We start from the raw sequence: 15,096 nt of genomic DNA, 5'->3' as shown, positions 1-15,096 counted from the left end.
AAGAAAAACTGTCGCTAGAATGCGCAAAACCGCTATTCATGACCGTTTCTTATAGAGCATCCAATGTCTGATACTGATTCCGAAGACCTCGCCGAGGATCATGCGCGCCTGCCCGAAAAACAGGCACCCGAAGAGATCCTGCCGGCATGGTATCGCGAAATCTATCCGGCGGGCGGTTGCGACGGTTTTTATGAGAAAATCGGAGATCATGCGCTGATCCATGTGGATCGTGGCCCCGAAACGCTGGTGGTGACTTTCGATAACCTGTCGGATGCGGGCTATAAGGGCTATGACATCCGCGCATGGGCCGAGAATTTCCTGCGTGACAGCAATGTCAGCCATCTGGGCGTCGTGGCACAGGGGCCGACATGGTTTCGGGATGCGGCGCTGATTGCGCGGATGGAGGCTTTGGCCGCGCGAGGGTTCTTCCGCCGCTTCGAGCGCGTGGTCATGGCGGGCACCTCTATGGGCGGCTTTGGCGCGCTGGCCTTTGCCGATCTGGCGCCGGGCTGTGATGTGCTGGCCTTCAGCCCGCAGACCACTCTGGCGGCTGGTCTTGTACCGTGGGAAACCCGCTTTGCCCCTGGTCGTGCGCAGGATTGGACGCTGCCGCGGTCGGATGCGGCGCGGACCCTTGCGGGCGTCAACCGCATCTGGCTGGTCTATGATCCGTTCCTCGCACCCGACCGCCACCAGGCGCTACGCCTGCCGCAAGACAGGGTAATCGCGCTGAAAGCCTTCGGGCAGGGGCATAAGACCGCGCTGGTCCTGCGCCGGATGGAGCAGTTGAAAGCGGTGATGGGCGCGGCGATTGACGGCACATTGACGCCTGCGCTGTTCTACCGGCTGACGCGGGGGCGCAAGGATCTGTATCTGTATCGCAAGGTGATGGAAGGGCATTTGTCCGATCGTGGCCATGCCGCCCGTATCCCCGCCTTCCAGCGCGCCTTCCGCCTTCGGGCGCAAAGGACGCGCCCTGCCGGTTCCGTTCCGGAAACATCCGCGCCCGAGGCGCAAAAGGAAATCGTTATGCCCGATGCTTCCCGTCCACTCCAGAATGGACCCGCCCGCAAACCCCGCACCTTGGGCAATGTCTGGCAGCTGATCGATGACGGGCAGAGCCTGCGCTACCTGTCCGACCAATATCGCGGGCAGGTGATGGGGTTCGAGGAGCGTCACGGGGTGACCTTGGCGCAGACGCCTGATGTGGCTTTGGGTATGGCCTGCGTGGGGGGCTCGGCGGGGGTGCCGCGCCCCTTGCCCGAGCGTTTTGATTACTATATCCGCGATGAGGCCCTGTCGCAGGATAGTGCGCCCTATGGCGCCACGGCGCAGGGCGTGGCCAGCCTGTCCTCGGCCCGCGCGCGCCATCATGCGCTGCGGAATGTGATTGCTCTGTCGCAGCCGCAGGCGGGGATCACGGCGGCGGAATCCCTGCCCGAAGCGGCGATCTACCAGAGGCTGTTCCAGCGTATCGCACAGGCGAAAGAGGCTCTGGCCCCCTGGGGGAAGTCGCTGTTTATCGACCGGATCTCGCTGGATCTTCTGGCGGGCGCGCCCGAGATGCTGGAACTGGAGGCTCAGTCCCATTATAGCGAGGTGATCCAATGGCTCAGGCCGCAGGTGGCAAGGGCTGCGGGGCACTCCAGCCTGCCGCATGTGAGCCTATGCCAGAAGGCTGGCAGCCGCACCGATGGCACCTCCGAGGTGATCCTGGCCGAGGGGCGGCTGGAGATCTATGAACCCGCCTTGGGGATCATCCTCGCCAGCCCCAGCTATATGCTGCGCCTGATGCCCGAGACGGTGGCCACGATCCTGCCCGAAGACCGGCTCTGGCTGGATGAAATGGAAGCCTGTGCCATCGAGACCGTGCAGAATGGTGGCAAATGGCACTGCCCCAGCCTGCGGCAGGTGCTGGTGGATGGCGCGCGGATATTTGCGGAATTTGCCACCCTCGGGCCGCTGGAATTTGACGAAACCCAGCCGCATCATGGCTTTACGCTCTCGGGCTGTGACAATGGCGCGCAGATCACCGCGATCGGGCTCGGGCCGCATCGCGCGGGCGGGCAGTTTGTGGTGCTGGATTGCGACCGCGCGCCGACAGGCCCCGCGCTGCATCTGGACTATGCCTTTGGCCAAAGCCTGCCGCCCGCAGGCGATGACCGCCCCGCCAATCGCGGCGCGCTGCGTGAGGTCTGGTCGCGCCCGAGCCTGCTGCAAGAGGGCCGCCATCTGCACCGCTATGCGTTATCCTCGCGGCTGCCGGTGATGCCCAGCGATCTGCAGGTGGCCCCATGAGCCGCCCCAATATTCTCTTCATCAGCCTTGATGACGCCTTCGCCTATTGGCGCTTTCGCGATGTCTTCGGTGTCAGGCTGCAGACCCCTAATCTGGACCGGATCTGCGCCCAAGGCACGGCCTTCCCTCAAGCCTATTGTCAGGTGCCGGTCTGCGGGCCGTCACGTGCCAGTTTCCTGTCGGGGCTGGCGCCGCATCAAACGGGTATCTTCGACAATTACAGCGAGATCTTCGAACTTCTGCGCCCCGACCAGATGTGGTCATATAGGTTGAAGGCGGCGGGCTATTATTGTGCGACCGCCGGCAAGCTGCATCACGGCTATATCCCGCGCCCGCCCGAAATCCACGAGGCGCTTTATTCGCATGAGGCCCATCCCTGCCTCTTCGGTCCGCGCTCCTCGGCGCCCTCCAAGGATTACGGCGGCGGCGGGCGTGGCATTGGCACCACCGACCCGCGCGATGACAGCCGCTACTATGACCATTTCTCCTCGCAGGATGCGGTGGAGTTTCTAACCAGCTACCAAGGCTCCGCGCCCTTCTACCGCGAGGCCGGTTTCCATAACCCCCATCCGCCCTTCAAGACGCCCGCGCGCTTCAAGGAGATGTATGACGAAGACGCTTTCACCATGCCCGAAGGCTGGGAGGCGCCCGATGATGAGTTTGCCAACCGCTCTTTCCCGCCCAATATGGACCTGCGCAAGGACCGCTTCTGGCGCAAGACGGTGCGCAATTACTTCTCGGCCTATAGCCATGCGGATTACCATATCGGGCGGGTCTGGGATGCGCTTCAGGCGTCTGGACATGCGGGCAATACCATTACCATCATCGGTGCCGATCACGGCTATCACATGGGCGACAAAGGGCGGTTCCGCAAATATACGCTGTGGGAAGAGGCCGCAGGGGTGCCGCTGATCATCCATGACCCGCGACAGGCGCCGCAAGTGGTGGAAGATCCTGTGGCGATGCTGGATGTGGGGCCTACGGTGCTGGATTACGCGGGGCTTGCGCCGATGCGCGGCTCGGCGGGGCGGTCTTTGCGCCCGCAGGTCGAGGGCGCGCAGGTAGAGGGCCGTGCCGTGCCCAGCTTCTGGTTTGGCTCGGCGGCGATTAGGCAGGGCGATCACCGCTATATCGCCTATCAGGACGGCAGCGACAGGCTGTATGACCTGCGGACGGACCCGTGGCAGATGACGGATCTGGCCGATGATCCGGCGCGTGTGCGCCTCCGCGAGACGCTGGAAGACACCTGCCGCGATTACGGGCTGAGCATGGGGGCAAGCGACGCGCCTGCGCTTTACACCTCCATCCCCGAGGGCGGCAAACCGCCCGCCACGCCGCCCACGAACGGGGTGATTTCCTTCGAGGCGCCGGACCCCGCGACCCCCGCCCATCCGGGATGGCGGCGTTATTTCATCCGCCCGCGAGCCGATATGGAGCTTACTCTGCCCGAGGCCTATCGCGAGCTATATTACGCGGGCGATATCGGGGATGGGGCCGAGACCCTGACGGTAAATTGTAACGACCTTGGCTGCCATCTGGATTTTGTTGGCGGGCATAAGCGCTTTCATCTGGTGGTGCGCGGCGGGCGCGGTGACGACCGGATCGAGACCGCGCATGAAACCCTGCATCTGACGCTTCTGGCAGGGCGCAACAGGGTCGAGGCGGGCTTCAACGATACCGAGATCCACGGCGGGTCGGGCCATGATGTGATCGACTGCCAGCGCGGCGGGAATGTTATTTATGGCGGCTCGGGCAGCCTTGAGGTCACCTGTGGCTCGGGCCATGACGTGATCCATACGGCGGCGGTGGCCACGCTGATCACGGGCGGCACAGGCCGTGCCGAGATCCACCTGAACGCGGGCCGCACCCATGTCACCCTGCCCGACGGCCAGACCCCCGAGCAGACGGTTTTTCATGTCAAACGGACCGGATTGCCGCAGCGCATCACGGGCTATGCGGGCGGGCGGATCGACCTGTCGGATTGGGCGGGGGGCTACCGGCTGCAGGCCGAGGGGCCGGATGTGCGGCTAAGCTCTGCCACCGAAAGCCTGCTGTTTGACGCCACCACGGTGGAGCTGGTGCAGGCAGGGATCGACCGCACCCCATAGGCCCGCGTGATAGGCCCCATCGCGCGTCTTGATTGGCGCGCGCGTGCGTCCCGTGCTTCCCTTATGGCAGCAGAACAGGATCGGGAGCGCGAGGATGGAACCACGACACGGGCAGGGCCTTATCGATCAGGAGCGGCTGTGGTCCGATCTGATGACGCTGGGGGCGATTGGCGGCACGCCCGCAGGCGGGTCGATGCGCGGCGCATTAAGCCCTGCCGACCGCGAGGGGCGGGCGCTGTTTTCCCATTGGGCGATTGAGGCGGGGCTGAGCCTGCGGGCCGACCGGATCGGCAATCTCTTCGCGCGGCGCGAGGGGCGCGATCCGCAGGCGGCCCCTGTGATGATCGGCAGTCATCTGGATACCCAACTGCCGGGTGGGCGCTTTGACGGGGTGTTGGGGGTGCTGGCAGGGCTTGCGGTCTGCCGCGCGCTGGATCGGGCCGGCATTGTCACCCGCCGTCCCATCGAGGTGGTGGATTGGACCAATGAGGAAGGCGCGCGTTTCCAGCCCGGGGTGATGGGGTCGGCCGTTTATACCGGTGCGCTGGATCTGGACGAGGCGCTGGCGCGTCAGGACCCGCAGGGGATCAGCGTTGCGCAGGCCCTCCACCAGACGGGCACGGCAGGCACGGCACCTGTACCGGGCCGTATACCGCACAGCTATCTGGAACTGCATATTGAACAGGGACCCGAGCTTGACACGCGGGGCAAGACCATCGGGATGGTCACGACCTCTTCGGCCATGTGCTCGGGCTATGCCACGATCCGCGGCGCCAATGGCCATACGCAGACGCTGGCCATGTCCAGACGGCGGAACGCCTTGGCGGGGGCGGCCCGTCTGGTGCTGGCCATCGAAGAGATCGGGGCGGGGCTTGAGCCTGCGGGGATGGTCAGTGCCTCGGTGCTGGAGAACTGGCCCAATAACCGCGTCAATATTCCCCATCTCAGCACGCTGTCATGGGCGGTCGTGGGCTTTGATCCGGCCCTGCGAAAGGCCGCCGTGGCCCGCATCGAGGCCGCCGCCGCCGACATCGCGCGCGAGACGGGGCTGGAGATCGAGATCGACCATCGCCATTACCGCGAGCCCTGCCACTTTGACGATGCCCTGATCGCGCGGGGGATGGCGCGGGCGGCGGCACGTGGATTACCGGCCATGACCCTGCCCACGCTGACCGCGCATGATGCGCTCAGCTTTACCGCGCTCTGCCCGACCGCGTTGATCTTCGTGCCCTGCAAGGACGGCGTCTCGCATAGCGAGGCCGAATGGTGCCGCCCCGAAGATGCGGCCAGAGGGGCCGAGATCTTGCTCGATCTTGCCTGCGAGGCGGCAGATGCCCCTTAAGCCCGTCGCAAGGCATTCCGAGGCGCCCGCTGCCTTATCCTTGGGCAAAGCCGTCTTTATGGCGGGCTTGCCTTCGGGTTGTGGGCGGTGTTCTCTTGACCGCAGGCACGGGCTGGGGCGCCTTTGATCTGTCTGGAAACCCTCCTCGGGGCGCGGGGAGGGTGCATAAAGGGGAACGGCATGAAGGATATCGGCTTTTCGCATCTGGACTGGAACCTGCTGCGCAGCTTCGTGACCATCGCGCAATCCTGCTCGATCACCGATGCGGCGCAGCGGTTGTGCCTGACGCAACCGGCGGTGTCGGGCTGCCTTAAGCGGCTGGAAGAACAGGTGGGCTACCGGCTGATCGAGCGCTCTTCGACCATGTTCGAACTGACCGAGGCCGGACGGCGGCTTCTGCACGAAGCGATCGATATTACGGCTGCGGTCTCGCGCCTGCCCGCCTCGCTGGGCGAGGCCGAGAAAGTGCTGACCGGCGAGGCCACGATCGTGCTGGCCTCGCATGTGGAAAGCCCCGAATTCGATGCCGCCCTTGCCTGTTTCCACCAGCGTCATCCGCAAGTCGGGCTGACCCTCAAGGTCGAAGCCTCGCGCGAGGGCTTGGCGATGGTGGCGGCCAAACGCGCCGATATGGCAGTCTGTGTGGTGGGCGATAGCAATCTGCAACTGGAGTATACGCTGCTCTTCCAAGAGCATTTCGGGCTTTACTGTGGCCCGAGCCATCCGCTGTTCGGGCGCGAGGATCTGTCGGTCAGCGACCTGAACGGCTTTGCCTCGGTGGGGTATCTGGCCGAAAGCAGCAACCGTGCGCTGCATGAGCTGACCGCTTTGCGCCAGCGCTGCGGGCTGAAGCCCGATCTGGTGGGCCGCTCGCATAATCTCGAAGAGATCAAGCGGATGATCATTGCCGGTTTCGGCATCGGTCCTTTGCCCGTGCATGTGGTCGAACGCGATTGTGCGGCCGGCAGGCTCTGGCGTCTGCCCCCCTTCGAGGGCACCCCGCAGGCGGGCGTCTATGTCGTGACCCAGCCCGCCGCATTGCGCACCCGCATTGCCGACGAGCTGCATCGTGTGTTTAGCGAACAGGTCGCCGCGCACCCGCCCGAAAGCCGCATTTACGGCGGCGCAGACGCCGCGCCGGAGCAGGGACGGGGCGCGCGCCCGCGCCCTCTGGCTGTATAGCGCAGACTGATAGGGTGGATCGGGCAATATAATTCGACAACGCCTGCCCCCCGTCGCAAGCTTTGTTTCGGGATGTGACCAGCGCTTTCCAAGGGCGATCCGGAAATATTCCTTCGGGTGTGCAGGCTGTCTTCGCCACAGCCGCCCCCGATATGACCCGATGATAAAGGCCGGATCACACGGCCGATCCAACAGGAAGGTCCAAACCATGATGTCTACAACTTCGCTCCGTCAGGGGGCGTTGGCGCTTTCGCTTTGTCTGGGCGCAACGACCGTATTCGCCCAAGAGAGCCCCGTCGAGGGCGGGCGCCTCGATCTTGTCGTCCAGCCCGAACCGCCGAGCCTGATGATCGGCATCACCACCAATGGCCCCAGCCTGCTGGTGGCGGGGTCGATCTACGAGGGCTTGCTGAAATATGACAGCAACCTCGAACCGATGCCCTCGCTGGCCGAAAGCTGGGAGGTCTCGGATGATGCGATGACCTATACCTTCCATCTGCGCAAGGGCGTGAAATTCTCCGATGGCGAGCCCTTCAGCGCCAAGGATGTGATGTTCACCTTCACCAAATTCCTGACCGAGACCAACCCGAAATGGCGCGAGGTGATGCGCCATGTCGAGACGCTGGAATCGCCCGATGACAATACGGTCGTCTTCAAGCTGAAAGCCCCCTATGGGCCGTTCATCCGCTCGTTCAGCTATACCGTTTCGCCGATCATTCCGGCCCATCTTTACGAGGGCACGGATTTCGCGAAAAACCCCAATAACGACAAGCCCGTGGGCACCGGTCCCTTCGAGCTGAAGGAATGGAAGAAGGGCGCCTATATCGATCTGGTGAAAAACCCCGATTACTGGGCCGAAGGCAAACCGCATCTGGACGAAGTCGTCTATCACGTCGTCCCCGATGCCGCCTCCCGCGCCACCGCCTTTGAAACCCGCACCGTCTCGGTGCTACCCGGCGGCTCGGTCGAAAACTTCGACATCCCGCGTCTGGCCAAGGAAGAGGGCGTCTGCGTCACCGAGAAGGGCTGGGAATATAACAGCCCGCTGTCCTTCCTGTGGCTGAACAACCGCACCGCCCCGATGGATAATGTGAAGTTCCGTCAGGCGGTGATGTATGCGCTGAACCGCCCGCTGATGCAGAAGGTCGTCTGGAACGGCTACGGCAAGGTGGCGACCGGTCCGATCACCTCGACCATCCCCTTCTATGATGATGTCGAGCCGAAATATGACTACGACCCGAAGAAGGCCAAAGAGCTTCTGAAGGACGTCGGCTATGACGGTCACCCGCTGCGCCTGCTGCCGCTGCCCTATGGCGAGACGTGGCAACGCTGGGCCGAGGTGGTCAAGCAGAACCTTGCTGCCGTGGGCATTCCGGTCGAGATCGAATCCACCGATGTGGCGGGCTGGAACCAGAAGACCGCGCAATGGGATTATGACATCGCCTTCACCTATCTCTACCAGAACGGCGATCCGGCCCTTGGTGTGGCGCGGAACTATATCTCCAGCCAGATCGTGAAGGGCAATCCCTTCGCCAATGTCGAGGGCTATTCCAACCCCGAGATCGACAAGATGTTCGACGAGGCGGCTGTTGCCGCAACCGATGCCGAACGTCAGGCGCTATACACCAAGATCCAGACCCAGCTGCAGGAAGATGTGCCGGTGGCATGGCTGCAGGAACTCAGCTTCCCCGCGCTTTACGACTGCAAGGTGCATGATCTGATCAGCACTGCAAACGGGATCGGTAACTCGCTGGGCGAGGCCTGGATCGAGAAGTAATCCCTATGTCCCGCCGCGATTTGTCTGGGCGCGATGCGCGTGCCCGGACCTTCCCCGACCAAAACGAGCCCCTCTCATGCTACGTTTCCTGATCGGGCGCGTGGTGAAGATCGTGATTATCCTCTTCGCCATTACCGTCCTGAATTTCTGTCTGATCCATATGGCCCCCGGCGATCCCGCGCTGGTGATGGCGGGCGAGGCCGGTGACGCCGACCCGCAGTTCATCGAAGACCTGCGCCGCCAGTTCGGGCTGGACCAGCCGTTCTATATCCAGCTCTGGACCTATCTGTCGCATTTCGCGCAGGGCGATCTGGGCTATTCCTACCGCCAGCAGGCCCCTGTTCTGTCGCTGATCCTGGAGCGCCTTCCGGCCACGCTGATCCTGTCGATCTCGGCCTTTGTGATCTCGCTTGGCTTGGGTGTTCTGGCCGGTGTCGTGGCCGCTGCCCGTCAGGGCCGCTGGTCCGATAGCCTGATCTCGACCGTCGCGCTTCTGTTCTATGCCACGCCGCTGTTCTGGATGGCGCTGATGGCGGTCTTGCTGTTTTCCGTGACCTTCGGCTGGTTTCCGGCCTTCGGCTATGAAACCGCCGCCTCCAGCTATACGGGCCTTGCCCGCGCGTGGGATATCGCCCGGCATCTGGTGCTGCCTGCGGTGACGCTGGGGCTGTTCTTCATGGCCACCTATGTGCGCATCACCCGCGCCTCCATGCTGGAGGTCAACCGGCTGGACTTTGTGAAAACCGCCCGCGCCAAGGGGCTGAAGCCCAGCGTGATCCAGCGCCGCCATGTGCTGCGCAATGCGATCCTGCCGGTGGTGACGCTGGCCGGTCTGCATGCGGGCCAGCTTGTCGGCGGCGCCGTGCTGATCGAGACGGTCTTTGCATGGCCCGGCATCGGACGGCTGATGTTCGAGGCGCTACAAAGCCGCGATTACAACCTGCTTCTGGGGGTATTCACCGTCTCGGCGGCGCTGGTCTTGCTGTTCAACCTGTTCACCGACCTGCTGTATCGCGTGGTCGATCCCCGTATCCGTCTGGCCTAAGGAGAGAAAGATGAAAGAGTTCTGGAAAGCCTATGCCGCCAATCGCGGTGCGGTCGTCGGGCTGATCATTCTGGCCGTGGTGCTGCTTGGGTCGATCACCGCACCCTTCTTCTTCCCCACCTCGCCTTGGGATATGGTGAATATGCCCTTCGTGGCGCCTTTTCAGGACGAGATGACACCCCTTGGCACCGACACTTTGGGCCGCGATATCGCCGCAGGGCTGGCACATGGGGCCTATGTCTCGCTGCTGGTGGGGGTGATCTCGACGGTCGTCAGCCTCGCCATCGGCATCCCGATCGGGGCGCTTGCGGGCTATTTCGGCGGCTGGGTGGATGACATTCTGTCGCGCATCACCGAGTTCTTCCAGGTGATCCCCTCCTTTGCCTTTGCCGTGGTGCTGGTGGCGATCTTCGAGCCTTCGCTGTGGTCGATCATCACCGCCATCGCCCTTGTCAGCTGGCCGCCTGTGGCGCGTCTTCTGCGCGGCGAGGTCATGGCCCTGCGCCACCGCGAATTCATCGAGGCCGCGCAGCTTTCGGGTCAATCGGGGCTGACCATCATCCGCCGCCAGATCCTGCCCAATACGATCTCGCCGGTGATCGTGCTGGCCTCGATGATGGTGGCTACCGCCATCCTGACCGAATCTGCGCTGGATTTCATGGGTCTAGGCGATCCCAACGTCATGAGCTGGGGCTATATCATCGGCGCGGGCCGCACGGTTCTGGCGCAGGCATGGTGGGTCAGCTTCTTCCCCGGCGTGGCGATCTTGCTGACGGTTCTGGCCTTCAACCTGATCGGCGAGGGGCTCAATGACGCCCTGAACCCGCGTCTTGCGAAAAGGAGAGCGTGATGCGCGATGCAACCGTGACCCAACCCGCCGTCCGTATCGAGGGGCTGAAAATCGCGCTGCCCGAAGGAGCCGACCGTCTCTATGCCGTGGACCGCGTGAGTTTCGACCTCTGGCCCGGCAAGATCCTTTGCGTGGTGGGTGAAAGCGGCTCGGGCAAGTCGATGTCGGCCAATGCGCTGATGGGGCTGTTGCCCGAGGGGCTGATGGTCAATGATGGCCGGATCCGGCTGGGTGAGGAAGATCTGGTGGGGCTTTCGGATGCCCAGATGCGTGCCCTTCGCGGTAAACGTGTGGCGATGATCTTCCAAGAACCCATGTCGGCGCTGAACCCGCTGATGCGGATCGAGGATCAGATCGCCGAGGTCTTCGAGGCCCACGGTCTTCTGCGTCCTGCCGAACGCCGCGCCCGTGCGCTGGACCTGCTGACCGAGGTCGGTCTGCCCGACCCCAAACGCGCAGCGAGGGCCTATCCGCACCAGCTGTCGGGCGGGCAGCGCCAGCGGGTGGTGATCGCCATGGCGCTGGCATTGGAACCCGAGGTTCTGGTGGCCGATGAGCCCACCACCGCACTGGATGTGACCACTCAGGCGCAGATCCTCGAGCTGATCCGTAACCTCCAGCAAAGCCGCAATATGGCGGTGATGTTCATCACCCATGACTTTGGCGTGGTGGCCGAGATTGCCGATTATGTGACGGTGATGAAACTGGGCCGCGTGGTCGAGGAAGGCCCCGCCGAGCGCGTCCTCCATCACCCCGAGCACCCCTATACCATCGGGCTGATCGACGCGATCCCCAAGCTGCGCGCTGGCCGTGCAGCCGCCCCGGAACGCCCGCCCCTGATGCAGGTGGAAGGCGCGTGTAAAACCTACCGCACGGGTGGCGGCATGTTCCGCAAGGCGCGTGTGGTCGAGGCGGTGAAGGATATCACCGTGACCATCGGGCGCGGCGAAACCCTTGGGATTGTTGGTGAAAGCGGGTCTGGAAAATCCTCTTTCGGGCGCTGTCTGGTCAAGCTACAGGATCTGGATGCGGGGCGGATGCTGCTGGACGGGCAGGATATGACCCATGCCACAGGCCCCGCGTTGCAAGATCTGCGCGCCCGTGTGCAGATGATCTTTCAGGACCCGTTCTCCTCGCTCAACCCGCGTATCCGCGTGGGTCAGGCGATTGCCGATGGCCCCATCGCCCATGGCACGCCGCCCAAACAGGCGATGGCCGAGGCCGAGGCGCTGCTGGCCCGTGTCGGCCTTCCCGGATCGGCGAAACGCTTCCCGCATGAGTTCTCGGGCGGGCAGCGCCAGCGGATCGGGATTGCCCGTGCGCTTGCGCTGAAACCCGAGATCATCGTGGCCGACGAGGCGGTCTCGGCGCTGGATGTGTCTATTCAGGCGCAGGTGCTGGAACTGCTGGAAGAACTCAAACGCGAGCTTGGCCTCAGCCTTGTGTTCATCACCCATGATCTGCGTGTCGCCGCCCAGATCTGTGATAGGGTGATGGTCATGCAAAAGGGCGCTTGCGTCGAAATCGGGCCGGGGGCGCAGGTGTTTGACGCACCAGAGCACCCCTATACCCGCTCTTTGATCGAGGCCATTCCCGGCAAGGACTGGGATCTGGCCTTCAGCTGAAATCATATGGCGCCAAGGCGCCGAAACCAAGGACGACGAAGATGTCTCAATCGAAAACCATTGCGCCCAATTCCATCGAAGCGCGCGATATTGCCTATCAGTTCCACCCTTCGGTCGATCTGCGCCGCTATGAAGAAGAGGGCGGCCTGATCATCGACCGCGGCGAGGGCATCTATGTCTTCGACCAAGCGGGCAAGCGCTATATCGAGGGGCTTGCCGGTCTGTGGTCGGTGGCTGTGGGCTTCAATGAAAAGCGTCTGGCCGATGTGGCCTATGCGCAGATGCAGAAACTGCCCTATTACCACAGCTTCAACTATAAGGCGCATGGGCCGTCGGTCGATCTGGCCGAGAAGCTGGTGCAGATCTCGCCCGAACATCTGACCCGCGTGCATTTCACCTCCTCGGGGTCCGAGGCCAATGATCTGGTCGTGAAGATGATCTGGTACCGTTCAAATGCGCTGGGTCTGCCCGAGAAGAAGAAGATCATCGGCCGCGTGAAGGGCTATCACGGGGTGACGATTGCGGCGGGTTCGGTCACGGGTATTCCGGCAAACCACGGCAGTTTTGATTTGCCGCTTGACCGGATGATCCACACGCTGACGCCCGATTACCCGCGCGACCATCTGGAGGGCGAGACCGAAGAGCAATTCTCCGCCCGTATGGCCGAGGCGCTGGAAGAGCTGATCCTGCGCGAAGGCCCCGAGACCATCGCCGCCATGTTCGGCGAGCCGGTCATGGGTGCCGGCGGTGTCATCGTGCCGCCCAAGGGCTATTGGGAGGCCATTCAGGCGGTCTTGCGCAAATATGACATCCTTCTGGTGGCCGATGAGGTCATCTGTGGCTTTGGCCGGACGGGCAAGATGTTTGCCTGTGAGGTCTATGGCATCACGCCCGATGTGATGGTGGTCTCGAAGCAGATTTCCTCGTCCTATATGCCGCTGTCGGCCATTCTGATGAGCGATGGCTTCTACAGCCCCATCGCCGATGAAAGCCACCGTCTGGGGGTGTTTGCGCATGGCTATACCGCCTCGGGCCACCCTGTGGCCACCGCTGTGGGGCTTGAGAATATCAAAATCATCGAAGAGCGTGATCTGGTGGGCAATGCCGCCCGTCTGGAAGCCCAGTTCCTCTCGGGGCTGAGGGGGCTGGAAAGCCATCCGATGGCGCTGTGGTCGCGGGGCGTCGGGCTGATTGGCGCGCTGGAGATCAAGGGCACCGCCAAAGTGGGCGAGATGGGGCAGCTGGCGCAGGCCTGCCTGCTGGAGGAAGGTCTGATCGTGCGTGCGATTGGCGATGCGATCTGCCTCTGCCCGCCGCTGGTCATCACCGCCGAGCAGGTGGACGAGATGATCGCCGCCATCGGTCGCGCGCTGGATGCGCTGGCCGAAACCGATCTGGCACGCAGCGTTCTTGAGGAGGCGTAAGCAATGGACGTGATCGACAAGACCGATCTGGGCGAGATGAGCGCCACCGAACTGACCCGCGCCTATGCCGCCAAAGAGGCCTCGCCCGTCGAGGCGGTGCAGGCCTCGCTTGACCGCATCGCGAAATTCGATGGCGCGGTCAATGCCTTCGTCCATGTGGTGGCCGAAGAGGCGCTGGCCGAGGCGCGCGCCTCCGAGGCTCGCTGGGCCAAGGGCGCGCCGCTCTCGCCCATCGACGGGGTGCCTGCCACCATCAAGGAACTGACCCGCGTGAAGGGCATCCCCTTCCGCAAGGGCTCGGTTCTGGGCGAGAAAGAGCCGTCGCCCACCGATTTGGAAATCGTCACCAAGCTGCGTCAGGCCGGCACGCCGATTTTGGGCACTACTGCCTCGCCGGAATTCGGCTGGAAGGGTTTGACCCATGGGCCGGAGGGCGGCAATACGCTCAACCCTTGGAATACCGCGCGCGCCTCGGGCGGGTCCTCGGGCGGGGCGGCTGTGGCGGCGGCGCTGAATATGGGGGTGCTGCATGAAGGGTCGGACGGGGCGGGCTCGATCCGTATTCCGTCGTCCTTCTGCGGGGTCTTCGGGATCAAGCCGACCTTCGGCTGGGTGCCTTCGACCGCGCCCACGGGGCTGTTTGAACTGGCCCATCGTGGTCCACTGACCCGTACGGTCGAAGATAGCGGGCTGTTCCTCAATGCGGTGGCGGGGCCTTCGGTGAATGCGCTTTATGGCCGCTCGCCTAAGGAGGTGCCCGATTTCGCAGCCGCTACCCGCCGGTCGATCAAGGGGATGCGTATCGCCTATGCCCGTACGCTGGATGGCGCCCCCGTGGCCCCTGCCGTGGCCGAGGCCGTGGACCGTGCCGCAAAGGCTATGGCCGATCTGGGTGCGATTGTCGAAGAGGCAGATCCGGGGTTTGCAAGCCCGCAGCAGGCGCTTCTGGATCTGTGGTATGCAGCTCAGGCTTGGGCGGTCGAGCAGGTGAACCCGACGCCTGAGCAGATTGCCAAGATGGACCCCGGTTTCGTGTCGATCACCGAACAGGGCCGCCTGCTGAGCGCGCGTGATTTCATCGCCGCCGACCAGATCCGCGCCCAGCTGAAGGTGACCATGGCGAAGTTCCATGAACGCTATGACGCGCTGATGCTGCCCACCATGCCGCTGACCGCCTTCGAGGCAGGTGTCGATGTGCCGCCCGGTTCCGGCATGACCGAATGGACGGATTGGTCGCCCTTCACCTATCCGTTCAATATGACCGAACAGCCTGCCGTCTCGGTGAACTGCGGCTTTGATGCGGATGGCCTGCCGATCGGTCTGCAATTCGTCGGCCGCTGGTTCGAGGATGAGGTGGTTCTGGCGCTGGCGGCGGCCTATCAGGCAGCCCATCCGACGCCGTTTGTGGATGCTCCGCGCAGCTGATAGCCTCTGGCCTGTCCCTT

10 protein-coding genes are annotated in these 15,096 nt (G+C 63.5%); all 10 read left to right on the top strand.

Annotated elements, in window-relative coordinates:
- Positions 1–63 precede the first annotated feature (63 nt).
- The 10 genes from WDB88_RS15170 (at position 64) to WDB88_RS15125 (ending at position 15,076) form a co-directional block, all read left to right on the top strand.
- The gene (locus WDB88_RS15170) at positions 64–2,298 is read left to right on the top strand and encodes a hypothetical protein (RefSeq protein WP_339109655.1); all 2,235 of its coding nucleotides are present in this window, start codon (positions 64–66) and stop codon (positions 2,296–2,298) included.
- A complete protein-coding gene (locus tag WDB88_RS15165) occupies positions 2,295–4,406 on the top strand; it encodes a sulfatase-like hydrolase/transferase (protein ID WP_339109654.1) in 2,112 nt (703 codons plus the stop codon). Before WDB88_RS15170 ends, WDB88_RS15165 begins: the two co-directional genes overlap by 4 nt.
- A gap of 94 nt (positions 4,407–4,500) precedes the next feature.
- Positions 4,501–5,748, top strand: a complete 1,248-nt coding sequence (locus WDB88_RS15160) for a Zn-dependent hydrolase (protein ID WP_339109653.1) — start codon at positions 4,501–4,503, stop codon at positions 5,746–5,748.
- A 180-nt stretch (positions 5,749–5,928) separates the two neighbouring features.
- Entirely contained in the window at positions 5,929–6,930 is a 1,002-nt protein-coding gene (locus tag WDB88_RS15155; protein WP_339109652.1) for a LysR family transcriptional regulator, read from the top strand.
- A gap of 208 nt (positions 6,931–7,138) precedes the next feature.
- Positions 7,139–8,707 carry an ABC transporter substrate-binding protein gene (locus tag WDB88_RS15150; RefSeq protein WP_339109651.1) on the top strand — a complete coding sequence of 523 codons (1,569 nt, stop codon included), beginning with the start codon at positions 7,139–7,141 and terminating at the stop codon, positions 8,705–8,707.
- A gap of 76 nt (positions 8,708–8,783) precedes the next feature.
- Positions 8,784–9,752 (top strand): ABC transporter permease, encoded by a 969-nt coding sequence (locus WDB88_RS15145; protein ID WP_339109650.1) that lies wholly within the window; start codon positions 8,784–8,786, stop codon positions 9,750–9,752.
- Positions 9,753–9,762: 10 nt separating this feature from the next.
- Positions 9,763–10,602, top strand: a complete 840-nt coding sequence (locus tag WDB88_RS15140; protein WP_339109649.1) for an ABC transporter permease — start codon at positions 9,763–9,765, stop codon at positions 10,600–10,602.
- Complete coding sequence (locus WDB88_RS15135; RefSeq protein WP_339109648.1) at positions 10,602–12,227, top strand: ABC transporter ATP-binding protein; 1,626 nt, start codon at positions 10,602–10,604, stop codon at positions 12,225–12,227. The genes WDB88_RS15140 and WDB88_RS15135 overlap by 1 nt, the downstream gene beginning before the upstream one ends.
- Positions 12,228–12,268: 41 nt before the next feature.
- The gene (locus tag WDB88_RS15130; protein WP_339109647.1) at positions 12,269–13,651 is read left to right on the top strand and encodes an aspartate aminotransferase family protein; all 1,383 of its coding nucleotides are present in this window, start codon (positions 12,269–12,271) and stop codon (positions 13,649–13,651) included.
- 3 nt (positions 13,652–13,654) lie between these two features.
- Positions 13,655–15,076, top strand: coding sequence for an amidase (locus tag WDB88_RS15125; protein WP_339109646.1), 1,422 nt, complete (start codon positions 13,655–13,657; stop codon positions 15,074–15,076).
- Positions 15,077–15,096 lie beyond the last annotated feature (20 nt).

Origin of the sequence: Thioclava sp. GXIMD4216, assembly GCF_037949285.1 — a bacterium.
GTDB classification, from domain to species: Bacteria; Pseudomonadota; Alphaproteobacteria; order Rhodobacterales; family Rhodobacteraceae; genus Thioclava; species Thioclava litoralis.
This window is presented reverse-complemented; position numbering and strand designations above follow the sequence as displayed.